The 17687-nt window shown below is 61.3% G+C and carries 15 protein-coding genes and 1 pseudogene; 4 read left to right on the top strand and 12 right to left on the bottom strand.

The features are described 5' to 3' along the window. Nucleotides 1-66: 66 nt before the first annotated feature. Nucleotides 67-687: a 23S rRNA (uridine(2552)-2'-O)-methyltransferase RlmE gene (rlmE, locus tag G7016_RS21385; RefSeq protein WP_181117727.1), complete on the bottom strand. Its 621-nt coding sequence runs from the start codon at nt 685-687 to the stop codon at nt 67-69. Between the two features lie 104 nt (nt 688-791). Between rlmE and yhbY the strand changes: the two genes are divergently transcribed. Beyond that, complete coding sequence (gene yhbY, locus G7016_RS21380) at nt 792-1100, top strand: ribosome assembly RNA-binding protein YhbY (RefSeq protein ID WP_181117726.1); 309 nt, start codon at nt 792-794, stop codon at nt 1098-1100. Between the two features lie 76 nt (nt 1101-1176). Here the strand turns inward: yhbY and greA are convergent, their stop codons facing one another. The 8 genes and pseudogenes from greA to grpE form a co-directional block, all read right to left on the bottom strand. Further along, entirely contained in the window at nt 1177-1653 is a 477-nt protein-coding gene (gene greA, locus G7016_RS21375; protein ID WP_181117725.1) for a transcription elongation factor GreA, read from the bottom strand. Continuing rightward, the gene (gene carB / locus G7016_RS21370) at nt 1650-4871 is read right to left on the bottom strand and encodes a carbamoyl-phosphate synthase large subunit (RefSeq protein WP_181117724.1); all 3222 of its coding nucleotides are present in this window, start codon (nt 4869-4871) and stop codon (nt 1650-1652) included. Before carB ends, greA begins: the two co-directional genes overlap by 4 nt. 132 nt (nt 4872-5003) lie before the next feature. Then, a complete protein-coding gene (carA, locus tag G7016_RS21365; RefSeq protein WP_181117723.1) occupies nt 5004-6140 on the bottom strand; it encodes a glutamine-hydrolyzing carbamoyl-phosphate synthase small subunit in 1137 nt (378 codons plus the stop codon). Between the two features lie 187 nt (nt 6141-6327). Then, entirely contained in the window at nt 6328-7140 is an 813-nt protein-coding gene (locus G7016_RS21360) for an RHS repeat-associated core domain-containing protein (protein ID WP_181117722.1), read from the bottom strand. 103 nt (nt 7141-7243) lie between these two features. Continuing rightward, nucleotides 7244-8047, bottom strand: coding sequence for a 4-hydroxy-tetrahydrodipicolinate reductase (gene dapB / locus G7016_RS21355; protein WP_181117721.1), 804 nt, complete (start codon nt 8045-8047; stop codon nt 7244-7246). A 25-nt stretch (nt 8048-8072) separates the two neighbouring features. Further along, entirely contained in the window at nt 8073-9203 is a 1131-nt protein-coding gene (gene dnaJ, locus G7016_RS21350) for a molecular chaperone DnaJ (protein ID WP_181117720.1), read from the bottom strand. 283 nt (nt 9204-9486) lie between these two features. Further along, nucleotides 9487-11400 (bottom strand): molecular chaperone DnaK, encoded by a 1914-nt coding sequence (gene dnaK / locus G7016_RS21345; protein ID WP_181117719.1) that lies wholly within the window; start codon nt 11398-11400, stop codon nt 9487-9489. Nucleotides 11401-11505: 105 nt separating this feature from the next. Beyond that, nucleotides 11506-12087: pseudogene (gene grpE / locus G7016_RS21340) on the bottom strand (nucleotide exchange factor GrpE); the annotation flags it as partial. A gap of 195 nt (nt 12088-12282) precedes the next feature. On the opposite strand from grpE, the gene recN reads away from it, so the two are divergent. Beyond that, nucleotides 12283-13956 (top strand): DNA repair protein RecN, encoded by a 1674-nt coding sequence (gene recN, locus G7016_RS21335; RefSeq protein WP_181117717.1) that lies wholly within the window; start codon nt 12283-12285, stop codon nt 13954-13956. A 70-nt stretch (nt 13957-14026) separates the two neighbouring features. On the opposite strand, the gene fur is transcribed toward recN, so the two are convergent. Then, a complete protein-coding gene (fur, locus tag G7016_RS21330) occupies nt 14027-14431 on the bottom strand; it encodes a ferric iron uptake transcriptional regulator (RefSeq protein WP_181117716.1) in 405 nt (134 codons plus the stop codon). Between the two features lie 97 nt (nt 14432-14528). Between fur and G7016_RS21325 the strand changes: the two genes are divergently transcribed. Further along, a complete protein-coding gene (locus G7016_RS21325) occupies nt 14529-15056 on the top strand; it encodes an outer membrane protein assembly factor BamE (RefSeq protein ID WP_181117715.1) in 528 nt (175 codons plus the stop codon). A gap of 93 nt (nt 15057-15149) precedes the next feature. On the opposite strand, the gene G7016_RS21320 is transcribed toward G7016_RS21325, so the two are convergent. Continuing rightward, nucleotides 15150-15584 (bottom strand): type II toxin-antitoxin system RatA family toxin, encoded by a 435-nt coding sequence (locus tag G7016_RS21320; RefSeq protein WP_181117714.1) that lies wholly within the window; start codon nt 15582-15584, stop codon nt 15150-15152. Beyond that, on the bottom strand, nt 15581-16996 hold the full coding sequence (locus G7016_RS21315; RefSeq protein WP_181117713.1) for a sodium-dependent transporter: 1416 nt from the start codon (nt 16994-16996) through the stop codon (nt 15581-15583). The genes G7016_RS21320 and G7016_RS21315 overlap by 4 nt, the downstream gene beginning before the upstream one ends. A gap of 134 nt (nt 16997-17130) precedes the next feature. On the opposite strand from G7016_RS21315, the gene smpB reads away from it, so the two are divergent. After that, nucleotides 17131-17616, top strand: coding sequence for an SsrA-binding protein SmpB (gene smpB, locus G7016_RS21310; RefSeq protein ID WP_181117712.1), 486 nt, complete (start codon nt 17131-17133; stop codon nt 17614-17616). The last annotated feature ends 71 nt before the right edge of the window (nt 17617-17687 follow it).

Raw genomic sequence — 17687 nt, 5'->3', positions numbered from 1 at the left:
TGCTTCACAGCGACCACCATTTGAAAAAAGCTATCGCCAGCTACAAGCCCGTTGTGAGTGTAGCTGTCAGCCCTTGAACCCGCGCGCCAGAAGGTATTGCTCCCTGGAACGATCTCGCGACGACAGCGGTTTACGCATCTGGACCTTTTCGAACTTCTGCCGAACGGTCTTGAGGTACGTATCGAAGCCCTCACCCTGGAAAATCTTGATGAGAAAATCGCCGCCTGGCTTGAGCACCCGGTCGGCCAGGTCCAGTGCCAACTCGCACAGGAACATGGCACGCGGCATGTCCACCGCGCTCAATCCACTCATATTGGGGGCCATATCGGAAATAACAAGGTCGACTTCGCTGCTACCCACCGCCTGGAGGATTTGCGCGAGCACGGCCTCTTGTGTGAAGTCCCCCTGGATGAAGGTCACGTCGGGGATGCTGTCCATCTCCAGGATGTCCGAAGCGATCAGCCGGCCTTGGCCGCCGATCAACCGGCTGGTGACCTGCGACCAGCCACCCGGCGCCGCGCCCAGGTCGATAACCGACATGCCGGGGCGGATCAGCCGGTCCTTCTCCTGGATTTCCAGCAGCTTGTAGCTGGCCCGTGAGCGATAGCCGTCTTTTTGCGCCATCTTCACGTAGGGGTCGTTGAAATGTTCTTTCAGCCAGTTATGGCTTGTCTTGGAACGGGCCACAGGGCACCTCTGGGTAAGACGGCGATGCGTGTCGCTGGGCTTGGACCGGCACGCTCGGGTAAAATGGCCGCCGTTTTATACGGTTTCATTCAAAGGGTCAGATTATGCCGCTCAATACAGAGCAGAAAAAGCAGTACAAATCCATCGGTCACCACCTCAAGCCGGTATTGATCGTAGCCGACAACGGCGTTACCGAAGGGGTCGCGGCCGAGCTGGAGCGTGCCCTGGCCGACCACGAACTGATCAAGGTGAAGGTCAACATCCTGGACCGTGAGCAACGGCTGGAGACGATCACGAGCCTTTGCCAGGCCGGGCGTGCGGAGCTGGTTCAGGTGATCGGCAAGATGGCGCTGGTGTACCGTCGCAATCCACAGCCGAACAAGCAGCTGTCGAATATCCACCGGTTTCATTAACCGGTAACCCGGATATTTTCGGCGGGTTTGAGATGTTCGCGAGCTACGCCGGACAGCCGGCGTAGCTCGCGAATAATCAGAGGTGCAACACCTCGATGATTTCGTACTCCACAATGCCGCTCGGGGTTTTCACTACCACGATGTCGCCTTCTTCCTTCCCGATCAGGGAACGAGCGATAGGCGAACTGACCGAGATCTTGCCGGCCTTGATATCGGCTTCATCCTCACCAACGATCTGATACTTCAAGCGATCGTCGGTTTCGGTATTGGCGATTTCTACGGTGGTACCGAAGATCACCTTGCCGGTCGGCTCGATGGTGCTGACGTCAATCACCACGGCATTCTGCAGGCGGCCTTCGATGTCACGAATGCGCGCCTCGACCATGCCCTGCTGCTCGCGGGCAGCATGGTACTCGGCATTCTCCTTCAGGTCGCCCAGCTCCCGCGCCACGCCAATGTCATGGCTCAGCTTGGGGCGCACAACCTTGGAGAGGTGAGCATGTTCCTCTTCCAGGGCGCGGTGGCCCTGGACAGTCATCGGGTATTTATTCATGCGTTGAGTCCTGCGTGTAGATCCTGCAAGCGGCGCACCGTTTTCTCGGGGCCGAATTTCAGTGCCTCACAGATGGCTTCGCCCGCGGCAATGGTCGTGGTGCAGTAAATCTTGTGCTGCAGGGCGTTGCGGCGGATGGAGTACGAGTCGGCGATCGACTGGCGGCCTTCGGTGGTGTTGATGATCAAGGTCACTTCGTCGTTCTTGATCATGTCGACCACGTGCGGGCGCCCTTCGGTGACCTTGTTCACACGGCGCACCTTCAGGCCTGCCTCTTCGATCACCTTGGCGGTGCCGGAGGTGGCTACGATGTTGAAGCCCAGTTCGATCAGCTGCGAGGCTACGCCAGCCACGAAGGGTTTGTCGTCGTCACGCACGCTGATGAAGGCGGTACCGCCGGTAGGCAGCACTTCGCTGGCACCCATCTGGGCCTTGGCGAAGGCTTCACCGAAGGTGTCGCCCACACCCATCACTTCACCGGTGGATTTCATCTCTGGGCCCAGGATCGGGTCCACGCCAGGGAACTTGGCGAAGGGGAATACCGCCTCCTTCACACTGTAGAAGTTCGGGATGATTTCCTTGGTGAAGCCCAGCTCTTTCAGGGTTTTACCGGCCATCACACGTGCTGCGATCATGGCCAGGGAGGTGCCGATGCACTTGGACACGAACGGCACGGTGCGCGAGGCGCGCGGGTTGACCTCGATCACGTAGATCTTGTCGCCTTGCAGTGCCAATTGCACGTTCATCAGGCCGACAACACCCAGCTCCAGGGCCATCTTCTTGACCTGCTCGCGTACTTCGTCCTGCACATGAGCAGGCAGCGAGTACGGTGGCAGCGAGCATGCGGAGTCACCGGAGTGAACACCGGCCTGCTCGATGTGCTGCATGATGGCGCCGATGACCACGTCGGTACCGTCGCACACCGCATCCACGTCCATCTCGATGGCGCAGTTGAGGAAGTGGTCCAGCAGCACCGGGCTGTCGTTGGATACCTGCACGGCTTCACGCAGGTAGCGCTTGAGCTCGTCGAGCTCGTAGACGATTTCCATCGCGCGGCCGCCCAGTACATAGGACGGGCGAACTACCAGCGGGTAGCCGATGGTGCCAGCGGCGCGAATGGCTTCTTCCTCGCTGCGAACGGTGGCGTTCGGCGGCTGCAGCAGGTTCAGGCGCTGCACCATCTGCTGGAAGCGCTCACGGTCTTCGGCGCGGTCGATGGCGTCCGGGCTGGTACCGATGATCGGTACGCCGGCTTCTTCAAGCGCACGCGCCAGTTTCAGCGGGGTCTGGCCGCCGTACTGCACGATCACGCCCTTGGGCTTCTCGACCCGTACCACTTCCAGCACGTCTTCGAGGGTAAGCGGCTCGAAGTACAGGCGGTCCGAAGTGTCGTAGTCGGTGGAAACGGTTTCCGGGTTGCAGTTGACCATGATGGTTTCATAACCATCGTCACGCAGGGCCAGGGCCGCATGCACGCAGCAATAGTCGAACTCAATGCCCTGGCCGATACGGTTTGGCCCGCCACCCAGGATCATGATCTTGTCGCGGTTGGACGGGTTGGCCTCGCACTCTTCCTCGTAGGTGGAATAGAGGTAGGCGGTATCGGTCGCGAACTCGGCGGCGCAGGTGTCCACGCGCTTGTAGACCGGGAAGATCTCCAGCTTGTGGCGATGGCGACGCAGGTTCTTGTCCGTCACACCCAGCAGCTTGGCCAGGCGCTGGTCGGAGAAGCCTTTGCGCTTGAGGCGGAACATCAGGGCTTTGTCGATATCGGCCAGGCCCAGGGTTTTGACCTTTTCTTCTTCCTTGATCAGGTCTTCGATCTGAACCAGGAACCAGTGGTCGATGCTGGTCAGGGCGAAGATTTCGTCACAGGTCATGCCCGCGCGGAAGGCATCGGCCACGTACCAGATGCGCTCGGCGCCAGGCACGGTCAGCTCGCGCTTGAGGATGCTGTGGTATTCCGGGTTGCTCGGCTCCACTTTCGGGTCCAGGCCGCACACGCCTACTTCCAGACCACGCAGGGCCTTCTGCAGCGATTCCTGGAAGGTCCGGCCGATAGCCATCACTTCACCCACCGACTTCATCTGGGTGGTGAGGCGAGCGTCTGCCTTGGGGAATTTCTCGAAGGCGAAGCGCGGAAGCTTGGTGACCACGTAGTCGATGGACGGTTCGAACGAGGCCGGGGTTTTGCCGCCGGTGATGTCGTTCTGCAATTCGTCGAGGGTGTAGCCCACTGCCAGCTTGGCCGCGACCTTGGCGATCGGGAAGCCGGTGGCCTTGGAGGCCAGCGCCGAGGAGCGCGATACCCGTGGGTTCATTTCGATCACGACCATGCGGCCGGTGTCCGGGCAGATGCCGAACTGCACGTTCGAGCCGCCGGTTTCCACGCCGATTTCACGCAGCACCGCCAGCGAGGCGTTGCGCATGATCTGGTATTCCTTGTCGGTCAGCGTCTGCGCCGGTGCGACGGTGATCGAGTCGCCGGTGTGCACGCCCATCGGGTCGAAGTTCTCGATGGAGCAGACGATGATGCAGTTGTCCTTCTTGTCGCGGACAACTTCCATTTCATACTCTTTCCAACCGATCAGCGATTCGTCGATCAGCAGTTCCTTGGTCGGCGAGAGGTCCAGGCCGCGGGCGCAGATTTCTTCGAACTCTTCGCGGTTGTACGCGATGCCGCCACCGGTGCCGCCCATGGTGAACGAGGGCCGGATGATGCACGGGAAGCCCAGGGTTTCGAGGACCGCGTTGGCTTCTTCCATGCTGTGGGCGATGCCCGAGCGCGGGCAGGCCAGGCCGATGGCCTTCATGGCCTTGTCGAAGCGCGAGCGGTCTTCAGCCTTGTCGATGGTGTCGGCATTGGCGCCGATCATTTCCACGCCGAACTTCTCCAGAACGCCTTCGCGCTCCAGGTCCAGGGCGCAGTTGAGCGCGGTCTGACCACCCATGGTCGGCAGCAAGGCATCCGGGCGCTCGGCTTCGATGATCTTGGCAACGGTCTGCCACTTGATCGGCTCGATGTAGGTCGCGTCGGCCATGGCCGGGTCGGTCATGATGGTGGCGGGGTTCGAGTTGACCAGGATCACCCGGTAACCTTCCTCACGCAGCGCCTTGCAGGCCTGAGCGCCGGAGTAGTCGAACTCGCACGCCTGGCCGATGACGATCGGGCCGGCGCCAAGAATCAGGATGCTTTTGATGTCTGTACGTTTTGGCATGGTTGTCACTCAATTCCGCGTATCGGTCGGCGGGCCCGGTTGCGGCGGGCGGCCGAGAACAATCAGGGGCGGCGCCAGGCCTGCCCGCGTAACCCCGGAAGGGTAACGGAGCGGGCCCAGGGCTATTGGCAGTTAGCGGCGCTTGGCCATCGAATCGATGAAGCGATCGAACAGCGGGGCCACGTCGGTCGGGCCCGGGCTGGCTTCCGGGTGCCCCTGGAAGCTGAACGCGTCCTTGTCGGTAAGCTCGATCCCCTGCAGGGTGCCGTCGAACAGCGACTTGTGAATGGCACGCACGTTGCCCGGCAGTGTGCTTTCGTCTACCGCGAACCCGTGGTTCTGGCTGGTGATCATCACCACACCGCTGTCCAGATCCTGCACAGGGTGGTTGGCGCCGTGGTGGCCGGTGTCCATCTTCACGGTGCGGGCGCCCGCGGCCAGGGCCAGCAGCTGGTGACCCAGGCAGATGCCGAACACCGGGGTATCGGTTTTCAGGATTTCCTGAATCGCCTCGATGGCGTAGTCGCACGGCTCGGGATCGCCAGGGCCGTTGGACAGGAACACGCCGTCAGGCTTGAGGGCGAGCACTTCACTGGCAGGCATTTGCGCCGGCACTACCGTCAGGCGGCAGCCGCGCGCAACCAGCATGCGCAGGATGTTCAGCTTTACCCCGTAGTCGTAGGCGACCACGTGGTAAGGCAGCTCTTCGTCCTTCATCACCGCATGGGTGTCGGTAGCCAAGGCCCATACACCCTCGCGCCACTGGTAGGACTCCTTGGTGCTCACTTCCTTGGCCAGGTCCATGCCCTTCAGGCCCGGGAACGCACGGGCGGCGGCGATGGCGGCTTCTTCGGAAATGTCGTCACCGGCCAGGATGCAGCCGTTCTGCGCGCCTTTTTCGCGCAGCAGGCGGGTCAGGCGGCGGGTGTCGATACCGGCGATGGCCACAACGTTGTTGGCCTTGAGGTAGTCCGACAGGGACTGGGTGTTACGCCAGTTGCTGGCGACCAGTGGAAGGTCCCGGATGACCAGGCCTGCCGACCATACGCGATCGGCCTCGGCGTCCAGCGCGGTGGTGCCGGTGTTGCCGATGTGCGGGTAGGTCAGGGTGACGATCTGCTGGGCATAGGAAGGGTCTGTGAGGATTTCCTGATAGCCGGTCATTGCGGTGTTGAACACCACCTCTCCGACAGTCTGGCCGTCGGCTCCAATCGCTTCACCGCGAAAGATGCTGCCGTCGGCAAGGGCGAGTATGGCTGGCTTAGTCAAGAAGACCTCCGATAAATCAAGCCTGAAAGGGCGATCGCAGGTTGTAAAAAAGCGGAGAGACGTATTGACACGTCACCCCGCTTCTTCATCGAATTATCTGCGCGCTTTTAGTGGACACACTAAAGCTGTAGCTTACAGAAAAGCGACATTTTGGTCCACCCATTGCACGCTTTAATTTTGGAAAGCTCTAGAATCTCGCAATGCTCCAAGGCTCGACCCTGCCGCGAGCCTGCACAATCCTGGGATCCGCCAGCTCCTGATAATACAGATAGCTCAATACGGTACGCCGGACTGCGGGATTTTCAACGTCCAACGAACCCGGCAAGGTTGGCCAATCATCCATGGTCACAGGCTTGATGGGCATATAGCCGCCCCACATGGGTTCCAAATGCCGCTCAATGGCCCTTTCGAACAACGACGGGTCACGCAAAGACGACGATGGAATGGCCTGGTACACCTTGGTGCTCGCTTTGACCTGCTCGGCATTATGTATCATCACACCAAGCGAGCCTTCGGAGTTTGAAAGCTGCGCACCCAGTGCGGTGTACATTTGCGTTGCGTCTGCCACCTCAGAAGTGGCGAACCGAAGCACCCTGCCTTGGCCACCGCCAGCATAAGTCAGCTCCAGCGCGCTATGCACCTGTTTGACTGGTACCGATTTCGACCAAACCTTGCCCAGCATGGCCCAACTTGCACCTTTGCTGTCCAGCCGGTTTACCGGATCGCCTCCGCAGTAGACATAAGCGTTCAATCCACCCCGCCCGAAAGGGCTTACCCCATCCGGCAACGTAAACCGGCCCAGTGCTGGCAGGTAGGCACGATAGCCATTGCCCAGCAGATACAGGCCCGATTCGCGTAGTTGCCCGGCAAACGCCGTTTCGCCCCGCCGGCCTGGTGCATAACCGAAGGGCGTATACCCCTGCAGCGTTCGAGCGCGCCGCAGCGCAGATCCCGCCATATCGACGGCCAACAGCGTGTTCAGAGGATTGTAAGAAGGCATCAAGAGCTCCCGGCGCGTTCATGCGTTCATTAGAACGCGCCGGGAGGCTGATCGAAACTGGCAGAAATGCCAGGTTCCCGTTTGGCCCTACGGCTCAAACGGCTTATCGCAGGTCGAGCACATCCTGCATGTCGTACAGCCCCGCGGCTCGACCATCCAGCCACATGGCTGCGCGCACGGCGCCTTTGGCGAAGGTCATGCGGCTGGAAGCCTTGTGGGTGATCTCGACGCGCTCGCCTTCGGCGGCGAACAGCACCGTATGGTCACCCACCACGTCGCCAGCGCGCACGGTGGCGAAGCCGATGGTCTGGCGGTCACGGGCACCGGTCTGGCCTTCACGGCCGTACACGGCCACTTCCTGAAGGTCGCGACCCAACGCATTGGCTACCACTTCTCCCATGCGCAAGGCGGTACCCGAGGGGGCATCGACCTTGTGACGATGGTGGGCTTCGATGATCTCAATGTCCACTTCATCGCCGAGCACCCGGGCAGCGGTATCGAGCAGCTTCAAGCACAGGTTCACGCCTACGCTGAAGTTGGCCGCGAACACGATAGGGATGTCTTTGGCGGCATCCGCCAGGCGTTCCTTTTCTTCCGGGCTGAAGCCGGTGGTGCCGATAACCATGGCCTTGCCCGCCTTGCGGCAGAAGGCCAGGTTTTTCAGCGTGACCGATGGGTGGGTGAAGTCGATGAGCACATCGAACTCCTCCGCCACCTTGGCCAGGTCGCCGGAGACTGGCACGCCAATACGGCCGAGCGCGGCCAGCTCACCGGCATCCGCGCCCACCAGGGTGCTGTCAGGCCGGTCGATGGCGGCGGTCAGGCCAGAACCCGGGGTTTGCTGGACCGCTTCGACCAGGGTTTTGCCCATGCGCCCGGCGGCGCCCATCACAGCTATACGTCGCATCAGTGAATCCTTTTATACGTTCGCTTCAGAGGTCGCCAAAGAAGCGCTTCATGCCCTCGAACCAGCCACTGGCCTTGGGCGAGTTCGTGGTATTGCCTTCCAGGGAAGCCCGGAACTCTTCCAGCAGCTCACGCTGACGGCGGTCGAGGTTGACCGGGGTTTCGACCGCAACGCGGCACAGCAGGTCGCCGGGCGAACCGCCGCGCACCGGTGCTACACCCTTGCCGCGCAGGCGGAACTGCTTGCCGGTTTGAGTGCCTTCCGGGATCTTGAGCTTCACGCGGCCATCGAGCGTGGGCACTTCCAGCTCGCCACCGAGGGCAGCATCGGTGAAGCTGATCGGCACTTCGCAATAGAGGTTTTTGCCGTCGCGCTGGAAGATCGAGTGCTCGCGCACATTGATGACCACATAGAGGTCGCCGGTGGGGCCGCCCTGAGCGCCCGCCTCGCCCTCACCCGACAGACGAATACGGTCGCCGGTATCGACCCCTGGCGGCACCTTGACCGAAAGGGTCTTGAATTCTTCGACGCGGCCTTCGCCATGGCAGCCTTCGCACGGGTCGGAGATGATCTTGCCCTGGCCATGGCAGCGCGGGCAGGTTTGCTGCACCGAGAAGAAGCCCTGCTGCATGCGCACCTGGCCGATACCGGCACAGGTAGGGCAGCTGATGGGGGAAGAGCCTTTCTTGGCGCCGCTACCGTCGCACACCTTGCAGTTGACCAGCGTGGGCACGCGGATGCTGACGGTAGTGCCGCGTACAGCTTCTTCGAGGTCCAGCTCGAGCGTGTAGCGCAGGTCGCTGCCACGCTGGGCGCCCCCACGGCCGCCGCCACGCCCGCCACCGCCGCCGAAGAAGTCGCTGAACACGTCGCCGAAGATGTCGGAGAAGTTGGCGCCGCCGAAGCCCGGGCCACCGCCGCCCATCTGCGGATCTACACCGGCATGACCATACTGGTCGTAGGCGGCGCGCTTGCTGGCATCCGAGAGCACCTCATAGGCCTCGTTGGCTTCCTTGAAGCTTTCTTCCGACGCCTTGTCACCCGGGTTGCGGTCGGGGTGATGCTTCATCGCCAGACGGCGATAGGCCTTCTTCAGGTCGGCTTCGCTCGCGCCCCGCTCTACCCCCAGTACCTCGTAATAGTCACGCTTAGCCATATGGTTTTTTCACACCCTGAATAATTTTCGCCAATGCCCGCCGAACCGAGCCGGCAAACGTACGCAAGCGCCAAGGCCAATGGCCCGGCAGCATGCGCTCTGGCCTGCCCCCGTGCCGCGATTGCGGTCACGGGCCACTGCAGCCAGCCGGAGCACCCGCCGCGGCGAGTGCTTGAAATTCCTGTATCCCAGACACGCCAACGCGGGGACCAAGGCCCCCGCGCGGCGACATGCTACCAGTCACCGCGCTTAAGCAGGGAACCGGCCGATCACAAGCAATTGCTTACTTGTTGTCTTTCACTTCTTCGAACTCGGCATCGACCACGTCGTCGTGCTTCTTCGGTTCTTCACCGGCGGGCTGGGCAGGTGCTTCCTGACCGGCGTCGGCGTACATCTTCTGGGCAACCGGAGCGGTGACTTTCGACAGCTCTTCGATACGCGACTCGATCGCAGCCTTGTCGTCGCCTTTCACAGCGGTTTCCAGCGCGGTAACGGCCGTTTCGATCGCGGCTTTTTCCTCGGCGGTCACCTTGTCACCGGCTTCGCTCACCATCTTGCGAGTGGAGTGCACCAGTGCATCACCCTGGTTGCGCGCAGCGGCCAGCTCTTCGAACTTGCGGTCTTCCTCGGCGTTGGCCTCGGCGTCACGCACCATTTGCTGGATCTCTTCCTCGGACAGGCCGGAGTTGGCCTTGATCACGATGGACTGCTGCTTGCCGGTGGCCTTGTCTTTCGCGCCCACGTGCAGGATGCCGTTGGCGTCGATGTCGAAGGTCACTTCGATCTGAGGCACGCCACGCGGTGCTGGCGGGATGTCGCTCAGGTCGAACTTGCCCAGGGACTTGTTCTGCGAGGCCTGCTTGCGCTCACCCTGCAGCACGTGAATGGTCACTGCGCCCTGGTTGTCGTCGGCGGTCGAGAACACCTGCGACTTTTTGGTCGGGATAGTGGTGTTTTTCTCGATCAGCGGGGTCATCACGCCGCCCATGGTTTCGATACCGAGGGTGAGCGGGCTGACGTCCAGCAGCAGTACGTCTTTCACGTCACCGGCCAGTACCGCACCCTGGATGGCAGCACCCATGGCCACGGCTTCGTCCGGGTTCACGTCCTTGCGTGCTTCCTTGCCGAAGAAGTCGCTGACGGTTTTCTGAACCAGCGGCATGCGGGTCTGGCCGCCAACGAGGATCACGTCGTTGATCGAACCGACGTCGATGCCAGCGTCCTTCAGTGCGATACGGCAAGGCTCGATGGTGCGCTGCACCAGGTCTTCGACCAGGGCTTCGAGCTTGGCGCGCGAAATCTTCACGTTCAGGTGCTTCGGCCCGGTGGCGTCGGCGGTGATGTACGGCAGGTTGACGTCGGTCGACTGCGAGGACGACAGCTCGATCTTGGCTTTTTCAGCGGCTTCTTTCAGGCGCTGCATCGCCAGCGGGTCACCCTTGAGGTTCATGCCGCTTTCTTTCTTGAATTCGTCTACCAGGTAGTCGATCAGGCGGATGTCGAAGTCTTCACCACCCAGGAAGGTGTCGCCGTTGGTGGCCAACACTTCGAACTGGTGCTCGCCGTCAACTTCAGCGATTTCGATCACGGACACGTCGAAGGTACCGCCACCCAGGTCATACACGATGACGGTGTGGTCGCCCTTGGCCTTGTCCATGCCATACGCCAACGCAGCCGCGGTAGGCTCGTTGATGATGCGCTTGACGTCCAGGCCAGCGATGCGGCCGGCGTCTTTGGTCGCCTGGCGCTGGCTGTCGTTGAAGTAAGCAGGAACGGTGATGACCGCTTCGGTCACTGCTTCGCCGAGGTAGTCTTCGGCGGTTTTCTTCATCTTCTTCAGCACTTCGGCCGAAATTTGTGGCGGTGCCATCTTCTGGCCGTTCACTTCCACCCAGGCGTCACCGTTGTCGGCCTTGGCGATCTTGTACGGGACCATCTTGATGTCTTTCTGTACAACGTCTTCTTCGAACTTGCGGCCGATCAGGCGCTTTACCGCGTACAGGGTGTTGTGCGGGTTGGTGACCGCCTGACGCTTGGCGGACTGGCCTACGAGGATCTCGCCATCGTTGGCGTATGCAATGATCGAAGGGGTGGTACGCGCGCCTTCGGCGTTCTCGATCACCTTGGCTTTGCCGTTTTCCAGCACGGAGACACAGGAGTTGGTAGTCCCCAGGTCAATACCGATAATCTTGCCCATGTATGAAACTCTCCCGAAACTTTGAATTAGGTTGCCGCGTCAGTGGTGGCTGCACGCGGTAGCACTCGAACGCTTGACGACTAAATGGGGGCCGCTTTGCGGATTTCAAGCCTTCTCGTCGATGGACGGCGATGCCGCGGCGACGGGCTTGCTGACCACAACCATCGCCGGGCGCAGCAGGCGGCCGTTGAGCTGGTAACCCTTCTGGAACACCTTGAGCACGGTGTTGGGCTCCACGTCGGCGCTTTCCTGCATGGCCATCGCCTGGTGGTGCTCGGCGTTGAACGGTTCGCCATGCGGATCAACCGCTTCGGCCCCGTAACGCTTGAGCGTGTCGGCGAACATTTTCAGGGTCAGCTGCATGCCTTCGCGCATCGGGCGAAGGGCTTCGTCTTCGGCGTTGGACATTTCCAGGCCGCGCTCGAGGCTGTCGATGATCGGCAGCAGGTCGCCTGCGAATTTTTCCAGCGCGAACTTGTGAGCCTTTTCCACATCCTGCTCGGCGCGGCGACGGATGTTCTGCACGTCCGCGGCCACACGCAGGGATTGGTCCTTGGCTGCGGCCAGCTGCTCTTCGAGCGCCTGCACTTGAGCGGCGAGGTCTTCGCCGGTGGCTTCTGGCGCCGGGGTGGTGTCCGGGTTCTGTTCGTCCAGAGTCTTTTCTTCAGCCATGGAATTCTCCTTTGGATACGTCGGCGAGTGTTGCCTCGCACAGGTTGCCCGCTATATGGGGCCGCGATCACAAGCTTCAAGGGCCCCGCGCGCAGCCAATTCACTTTCGCCCGCTGAACGGCTCCATGGGCGAGCGATGGCCGGGATTGTCAGCACCACCAAAAACACTGTATAAATAACCAGACATTTCTCACATCGGGGATCGTGACCATGCTGGTGCACCTGTCCGTTCACAACTACGCCATCGTCGAACACCTGGACCTTGAACTGGAACGCGGCATGAGCGTGATCACCGGTGAAACGGGTGCGGGCAAGTCCATCATGCTCGATGCGCTGGGCCTTACCTTGGGCGATCGGGCCGACAGTGGCGTAGTGCGCCCGGGCGCCGACAAGGCCGATATCCTGGCCACCTTCGACGTGAGCGAAATCCCCGATGCCAAGGCCTGGCTGGCGGAGCGGGACCTGGAAACCGACGCGCATTGCATCCTGCGCCGGGTAATCACCAGCGAAGGCCGTTCGCGCGGCTACATCAATGGCGCGCCCAGCCCGCTTGGGGATTTGAAAGCCCTGGGCGAGCTGCTGATCGACATCCACGGCCAGCATGAGCACCAGTCGCTGCTCAAGCCCGATACGCACCGTCGCCTGCTGGACGAATTCGCCGGCGCCACCGACCTTGCCCGTCAAGTGAACCTGGCGGCGCAACGCTGGCGGCAAACCCGGCAGGAAATCCACCGGCTTTCCAGCACCAGCGATGAGCAGCGCGCCCGCCATCAGTTGCTCAGCTATCAGCTCGAAGAGCTGGAAAACCTGGCGCTGGGCGAGAACGAACTCGAGGAGTTGGAAGAAGCGCAGAAAAACCTCGCCAACGCCGAGGGCCTGTTCGCTACCAGCCGCCAGGTGGTGGAGCAATGCAGCGAAAGCGACTCGGGCAACATCCTCGACGCGCTGGGTGCCTGCCTCAACCGGCTCACCGCCATTGCCAACCCGCCACGGGCCCTGCAGGAAGCAGCGAACCTGCTGGCAAGCGCGCAGATCCAGGTCGAGGAAGCGGTGGGCGAACTCAACCGGTTCGTGGATAACTTCGAAGCAGACCCGGCTCGCCTGCAACTGATTGAAGAGCGCCTGGACACTATCTATACCCTGGCGCGCAAACACCGGGTGCAGCCGACCGAGGTAGCCGCACTCCAGCAGAAAATCTTCGACGAAGTGGAAAGCCTGGCAGCCAGCGATGAATCCATCGAGCGCCTTGAGGGCGAGCTGGCAGCCTTTGCCCGGCACTACCAGGAAAAAGCCACCGAGCTCACCGCTTTGCGTGGCGAGGCAGCGAAGCGCCTGGCGGCGTCGGTCGAGGAAGAAATCCATCGCCTGGGCATGCCCGGCGGCACGTTCCGCATCGAGCTCAAGCCCCACGGCGGTAATGACCTGCACCCCAACGGCCAGGAAAGCATCGAGCTGATGGTCAGCGCCAACCCGGGCCAGCCAATCAAGTCACTGGCAAAAGTGGCGTCGGGCGGCGAGCTGTCGCGTATCAGCCTGGCCATTCAGGTAATCACCGCGCAAACGTCCCGCACCCCTACGCTGGTGTTCGACGAAGTGGACGTGGGCATCGGCGGCCCCACCGCGGAAATCGTTGGCCAACTGCTGCGCCGGCTCGGGGACCGCGGGCAGGTACTGACCGTGACCCACTTGCCTCAGGTAGCTGCTCAGGGCCATCACCACCTGTTCGTGCACAAGCTGCGCGGCAGTGACGAAACCCGCACCGCCGTACGAAGCCTGGCCAAGGCTGAGCGCATCGAAGAAGTGGCGCGGATGCTCGGCGGCGTGGACCTCACCAAGGAATCCCTCGCCCACGCGCGCAAGATGGTGGTCAGCGCCAAGGGCTGACCGCAACGGCTGCTCACCCGCAGACACAAAAAACCCGCCTTTCACGGCGGGTTTTTCATACAGGCCTGGATTATTTGCCCTTGCGGACGTACAGCACCAGGTTGTGATCGACCAGCTCGAAGCCATGTTCGGCAACGATTTCCTTCTGTCGTTTTTCGATTTCGCTGTCGAAAAACTCGATCACTTCACCTGAATCCACGTCCACCATATGGTCGTGGTGGCCACCGTCGGCCAGTTCGAATACCGCATGACCACCATCGAAGTTATGGCGAACCACGAGCCCGGCAGCTTCGAATTGGGTCAATACGCGGTAAACCGTCGCCAGCCCAACATCCTCTCCCGCTTCCATGAGGGCCTTGTACACGTCCTCCGCGCTCATATGGCGCTGCTCGGCCGAGTCAAGCATTTGCAGGATCTTGACCCGTGGAAGGGTCACCTTGAGGCCTGCTTTTCGTAATTCGTTGTTTTCAACCATGGTCAGCTTTCTCGCCGATGCTGCTTCGCAGCTTCATTCATTGCGGGTATGATCGGGGCTTTGTTGACCCAGCCAAGATAGTGGAAGTCGCCCACCGATGCAAAACACCAAGCACTTGCTTACCAGCCTCACCTTCGTGAGCCTGCTCGCACTCGCCGGTTGTTCATTCCCCGGGGTTTATAAGATCGACATCCAGCAGGGCAATGTCGTCACGCAGGACATGATAGACCAGTTGAGGCCTGGAATGACCCGCCGGCAAGTGCGGTTTATCATGGGCAACCCGATGCTGGTGGATACTTTCCACCCAAACCGCTGGGATTACCTCTATAGCATGCAGCAAGGCGGTGCCCGTCGGCAGCAGGAACGCGTAAGCGTGTTCTTCAACGAAGCGGACCAGCTCGCCAGCCTTTCGGGCGATTTCATGCCTGGCGTGAGCCGCGACGACTCGATCCTGGGCAAGGACAACAACGCCGCTCCGGCCGAGGAAAACGCGCCTGTGCAGCCGCAGCAACCAGAAGCGCCAGCCAAGCCAGGCTCGCTGCTGGAGCAGATCCAGCGCGACGTGGACCAGGCCAAGCCGGTGCCGGTGCCAAGCCCCGCGCCGATCGAAACCTCCCCGCAGTAATTCGCGGATGCAAAAAAGCCCGGTTCGCCGGGCTTTTTTTCGCCTTGGGTTTTATGCCCAGCGCCAATCAGCAGCCGGGCACTCGAACCCGGGTCAGCCGTTCAGCTGCTTCGCTCGCTGGCAGAAGGCATCTACCAGGGTATTCGCCGCCTGATTGAACAGCGGGCCCAGGGTGGCGCGCACAATCGGGCCGTCGTAATCGAAGGAGAGGTCGAGGCTGATCTTGCAGGCCTTCTCGCCCAACGGCTTGAACACCCAGATTCCGTGCAACTGGGTGAAGGGCCCTTCCTCGAGGTTCATTTCGATGCGCTCGCCGGGTATCAGCGCATTGCGCGTGACCAACCGCTGGCTCAGCCCGCCCTTGGCGACCTCCAGGCTGGCGCGCATGAAGTCGTCACTGCTTTCGATCACGCGAGTAGACGAACACCAGGGCAGAAACTCCGGATAGCGCGCCACGTCATTCACAAGGTCGTAGAGCGCCTTGGCCGGATACGGAAGCAAGGCAGAGCGTTGAATATGTGTGGTCATGAACGCGTCATTTTCCAAAACTGAGCGGCGAATACGATGAGAATGCCGCACGGCGCCACATAGCGCATCAAAAAGAAGGTCAGCTGGAACATTAGCGGGTTACGCATGGCCAGCTCATCCCGTACCGCGGCGCGACCCATTACCCAGCCGGCAAACACCACAAAACTCAGGCCACCCAGCGGAAGCATGATCCGCGAAGTGAAGAAATCGATTACTCCGAAGAAATCCAGCCCGGTGTCGGCCCCCCATTGATAGAGGCGGAAGCCGGCAGCATCGTTCACGAAAAATTTGGCCTGCTTCCACAGGTTGAACGAGAACACCGTACCCAGCCCGAACAGCCAGCAGGCCAGGGCCAGCCAGGTGGCGACCCAGGCCCGGGATATTTTATAGCGCTCCACCATATACGCCACCATGGGCTCGAGCAGCGAAATCGCGGAGCTCCAGGCGGCCACGCCCACCAGAATAAAGAACACTACACCCATCAGTTGGCCGAAGGGCACACTGCCGAAGGCATAAGGCAGGGTCACGAACATCAGGCCAGGCCCTTCGCCCGGGTTCAGGCCCGCGGCGAACACGATCGGGAACAGCGCCACACCGGCCAGCAGGGACACAAAGGTATCCAGCAAAGCCACCGACACGATAGTGCCGCCGATGGACGCGCTGCGCGGCATGTAGGCACCGTAAATCATGATCGACCCCACGCCCACGCTCAGCGAAAAGAACGCATGGCCCATGGCGGGGAGCAGGCCATCGAGCACCTTGCTGGCGTCGAAGTCGAACATGAAATGCACGCCTTCCATGAAGTGCCCGGTGGTCATGCTGTAGCCCAGCAGGATCAACAGCAGTACGAACAGCAACGGCATCATGATCCGAAGGCTGCGCTCCAGCCCGCCGACCACACCCTTGGCGATGACCACCGCCGAGGTGAACATGAACACGCTGTGCCAGAAGATCAGCCGCAGGGGATCGGCGATCACGTTGCCGAAATAGGCGCCCACCTGATCTGGCGTAACGCCTTCGAAGTCGCCCTTGGCCATGTCCACGATGTAATCGAAGGACCAGCCGCCCACCACGCTGTAGAACGACAGGATCAGCAGCGCCGTGAGCATGCCGGCGAAGGCGGCCCAGGACCATGCGCCTGGCTGGCCGGCTTCGCGGGCAAGCATGGCCAGCGCGTTGGCCGGGCTTTGCCGCGCCCGCCGGCCGATGAGGGTTTCGGCCAGCATGACCGGCACGCCGATCAGGGCGATACAGGCGAGGAACACGAGCACGAAGGCGCCGCCGCCATACTCGCCAACCATGTAAGGAAACTTCCAGATACTGCCCAGCCCGACCGCGGAACCGGTAGCAGCGAGGATGAATACCCAGCGGCTGGCCCAGCTTCCATGGACGGACACCTTTTCACTCGACATCCGTTTACTCGCCCATGAACAAAAAAGAGCGCGCATTGTCCGGGATATACCTCGGTGGCTCAACCCGTGAAGCACTGGTGAAACACTTCGAAACCGTAGCCGCCGCTTGAAGTTATCCCTATAATGCGCGCCCTATGGCTAAGCAAAAGAAGCATCCCACAGGGACGATCGCGCTGAACAAAAAAGCGCGCCACGACTATTTCATCGAGCAACGCATGGAGGCGGGGCTGGTGCTCGCCGGTTGGGAAGTAAAAAGCCTGCGTGCCGGCAAGGCGCAGCTGGTCGACAGCTACGTGCTGCTCAAGGACGGCGAGGCCTGGCTCTTCGGCTCGCACTTCACGCCGCTGACCGCCGCAAGTACCCATGTGATCGCCGACCCTATCCGCACCCGCAAGCTCTTGTTGAACAAGAAAGAGCTCGAGCGCCTGCATGCCTCGGTACAGCAAAAGGGCTACACCGCCGTGTGTACCGCGCTGTACTGGAGCAAGCACCTGATCAAGTGCGAAATTGCGCTGGGCAAAGGCAAGAAGGAATACGACAAGCGCGACACCGAGCGCGAGCGCGATTCCAACCGCGAAATGCAGCGCGCCGTACGCAGCAAGGGCAAGGGCGAAGAGTAACGCCGCTCCCTAAACTGTAGGAAGCGGGCGGAGCTCGCGAAGGGTTTCTCGCTCTTTTCGCGAGCTCCGCC

Origin of the sequence: Pseudomonas japonica (assembly GCF_013522925.1) — a bacterium.
Classification (GTDB): Bacteria; Pseudomonadota; Gammaproteobacteria; order Pseudomonadales; family Pseudomonadaceae; genus Aquipseudomonas; species Aquipseudomonas japonica_A.
The sequence above is the reverse complement of the archived record's forward strand: the minus strand, read 5'-3'. Positions and strand labels throughout refer to the sequence as shown.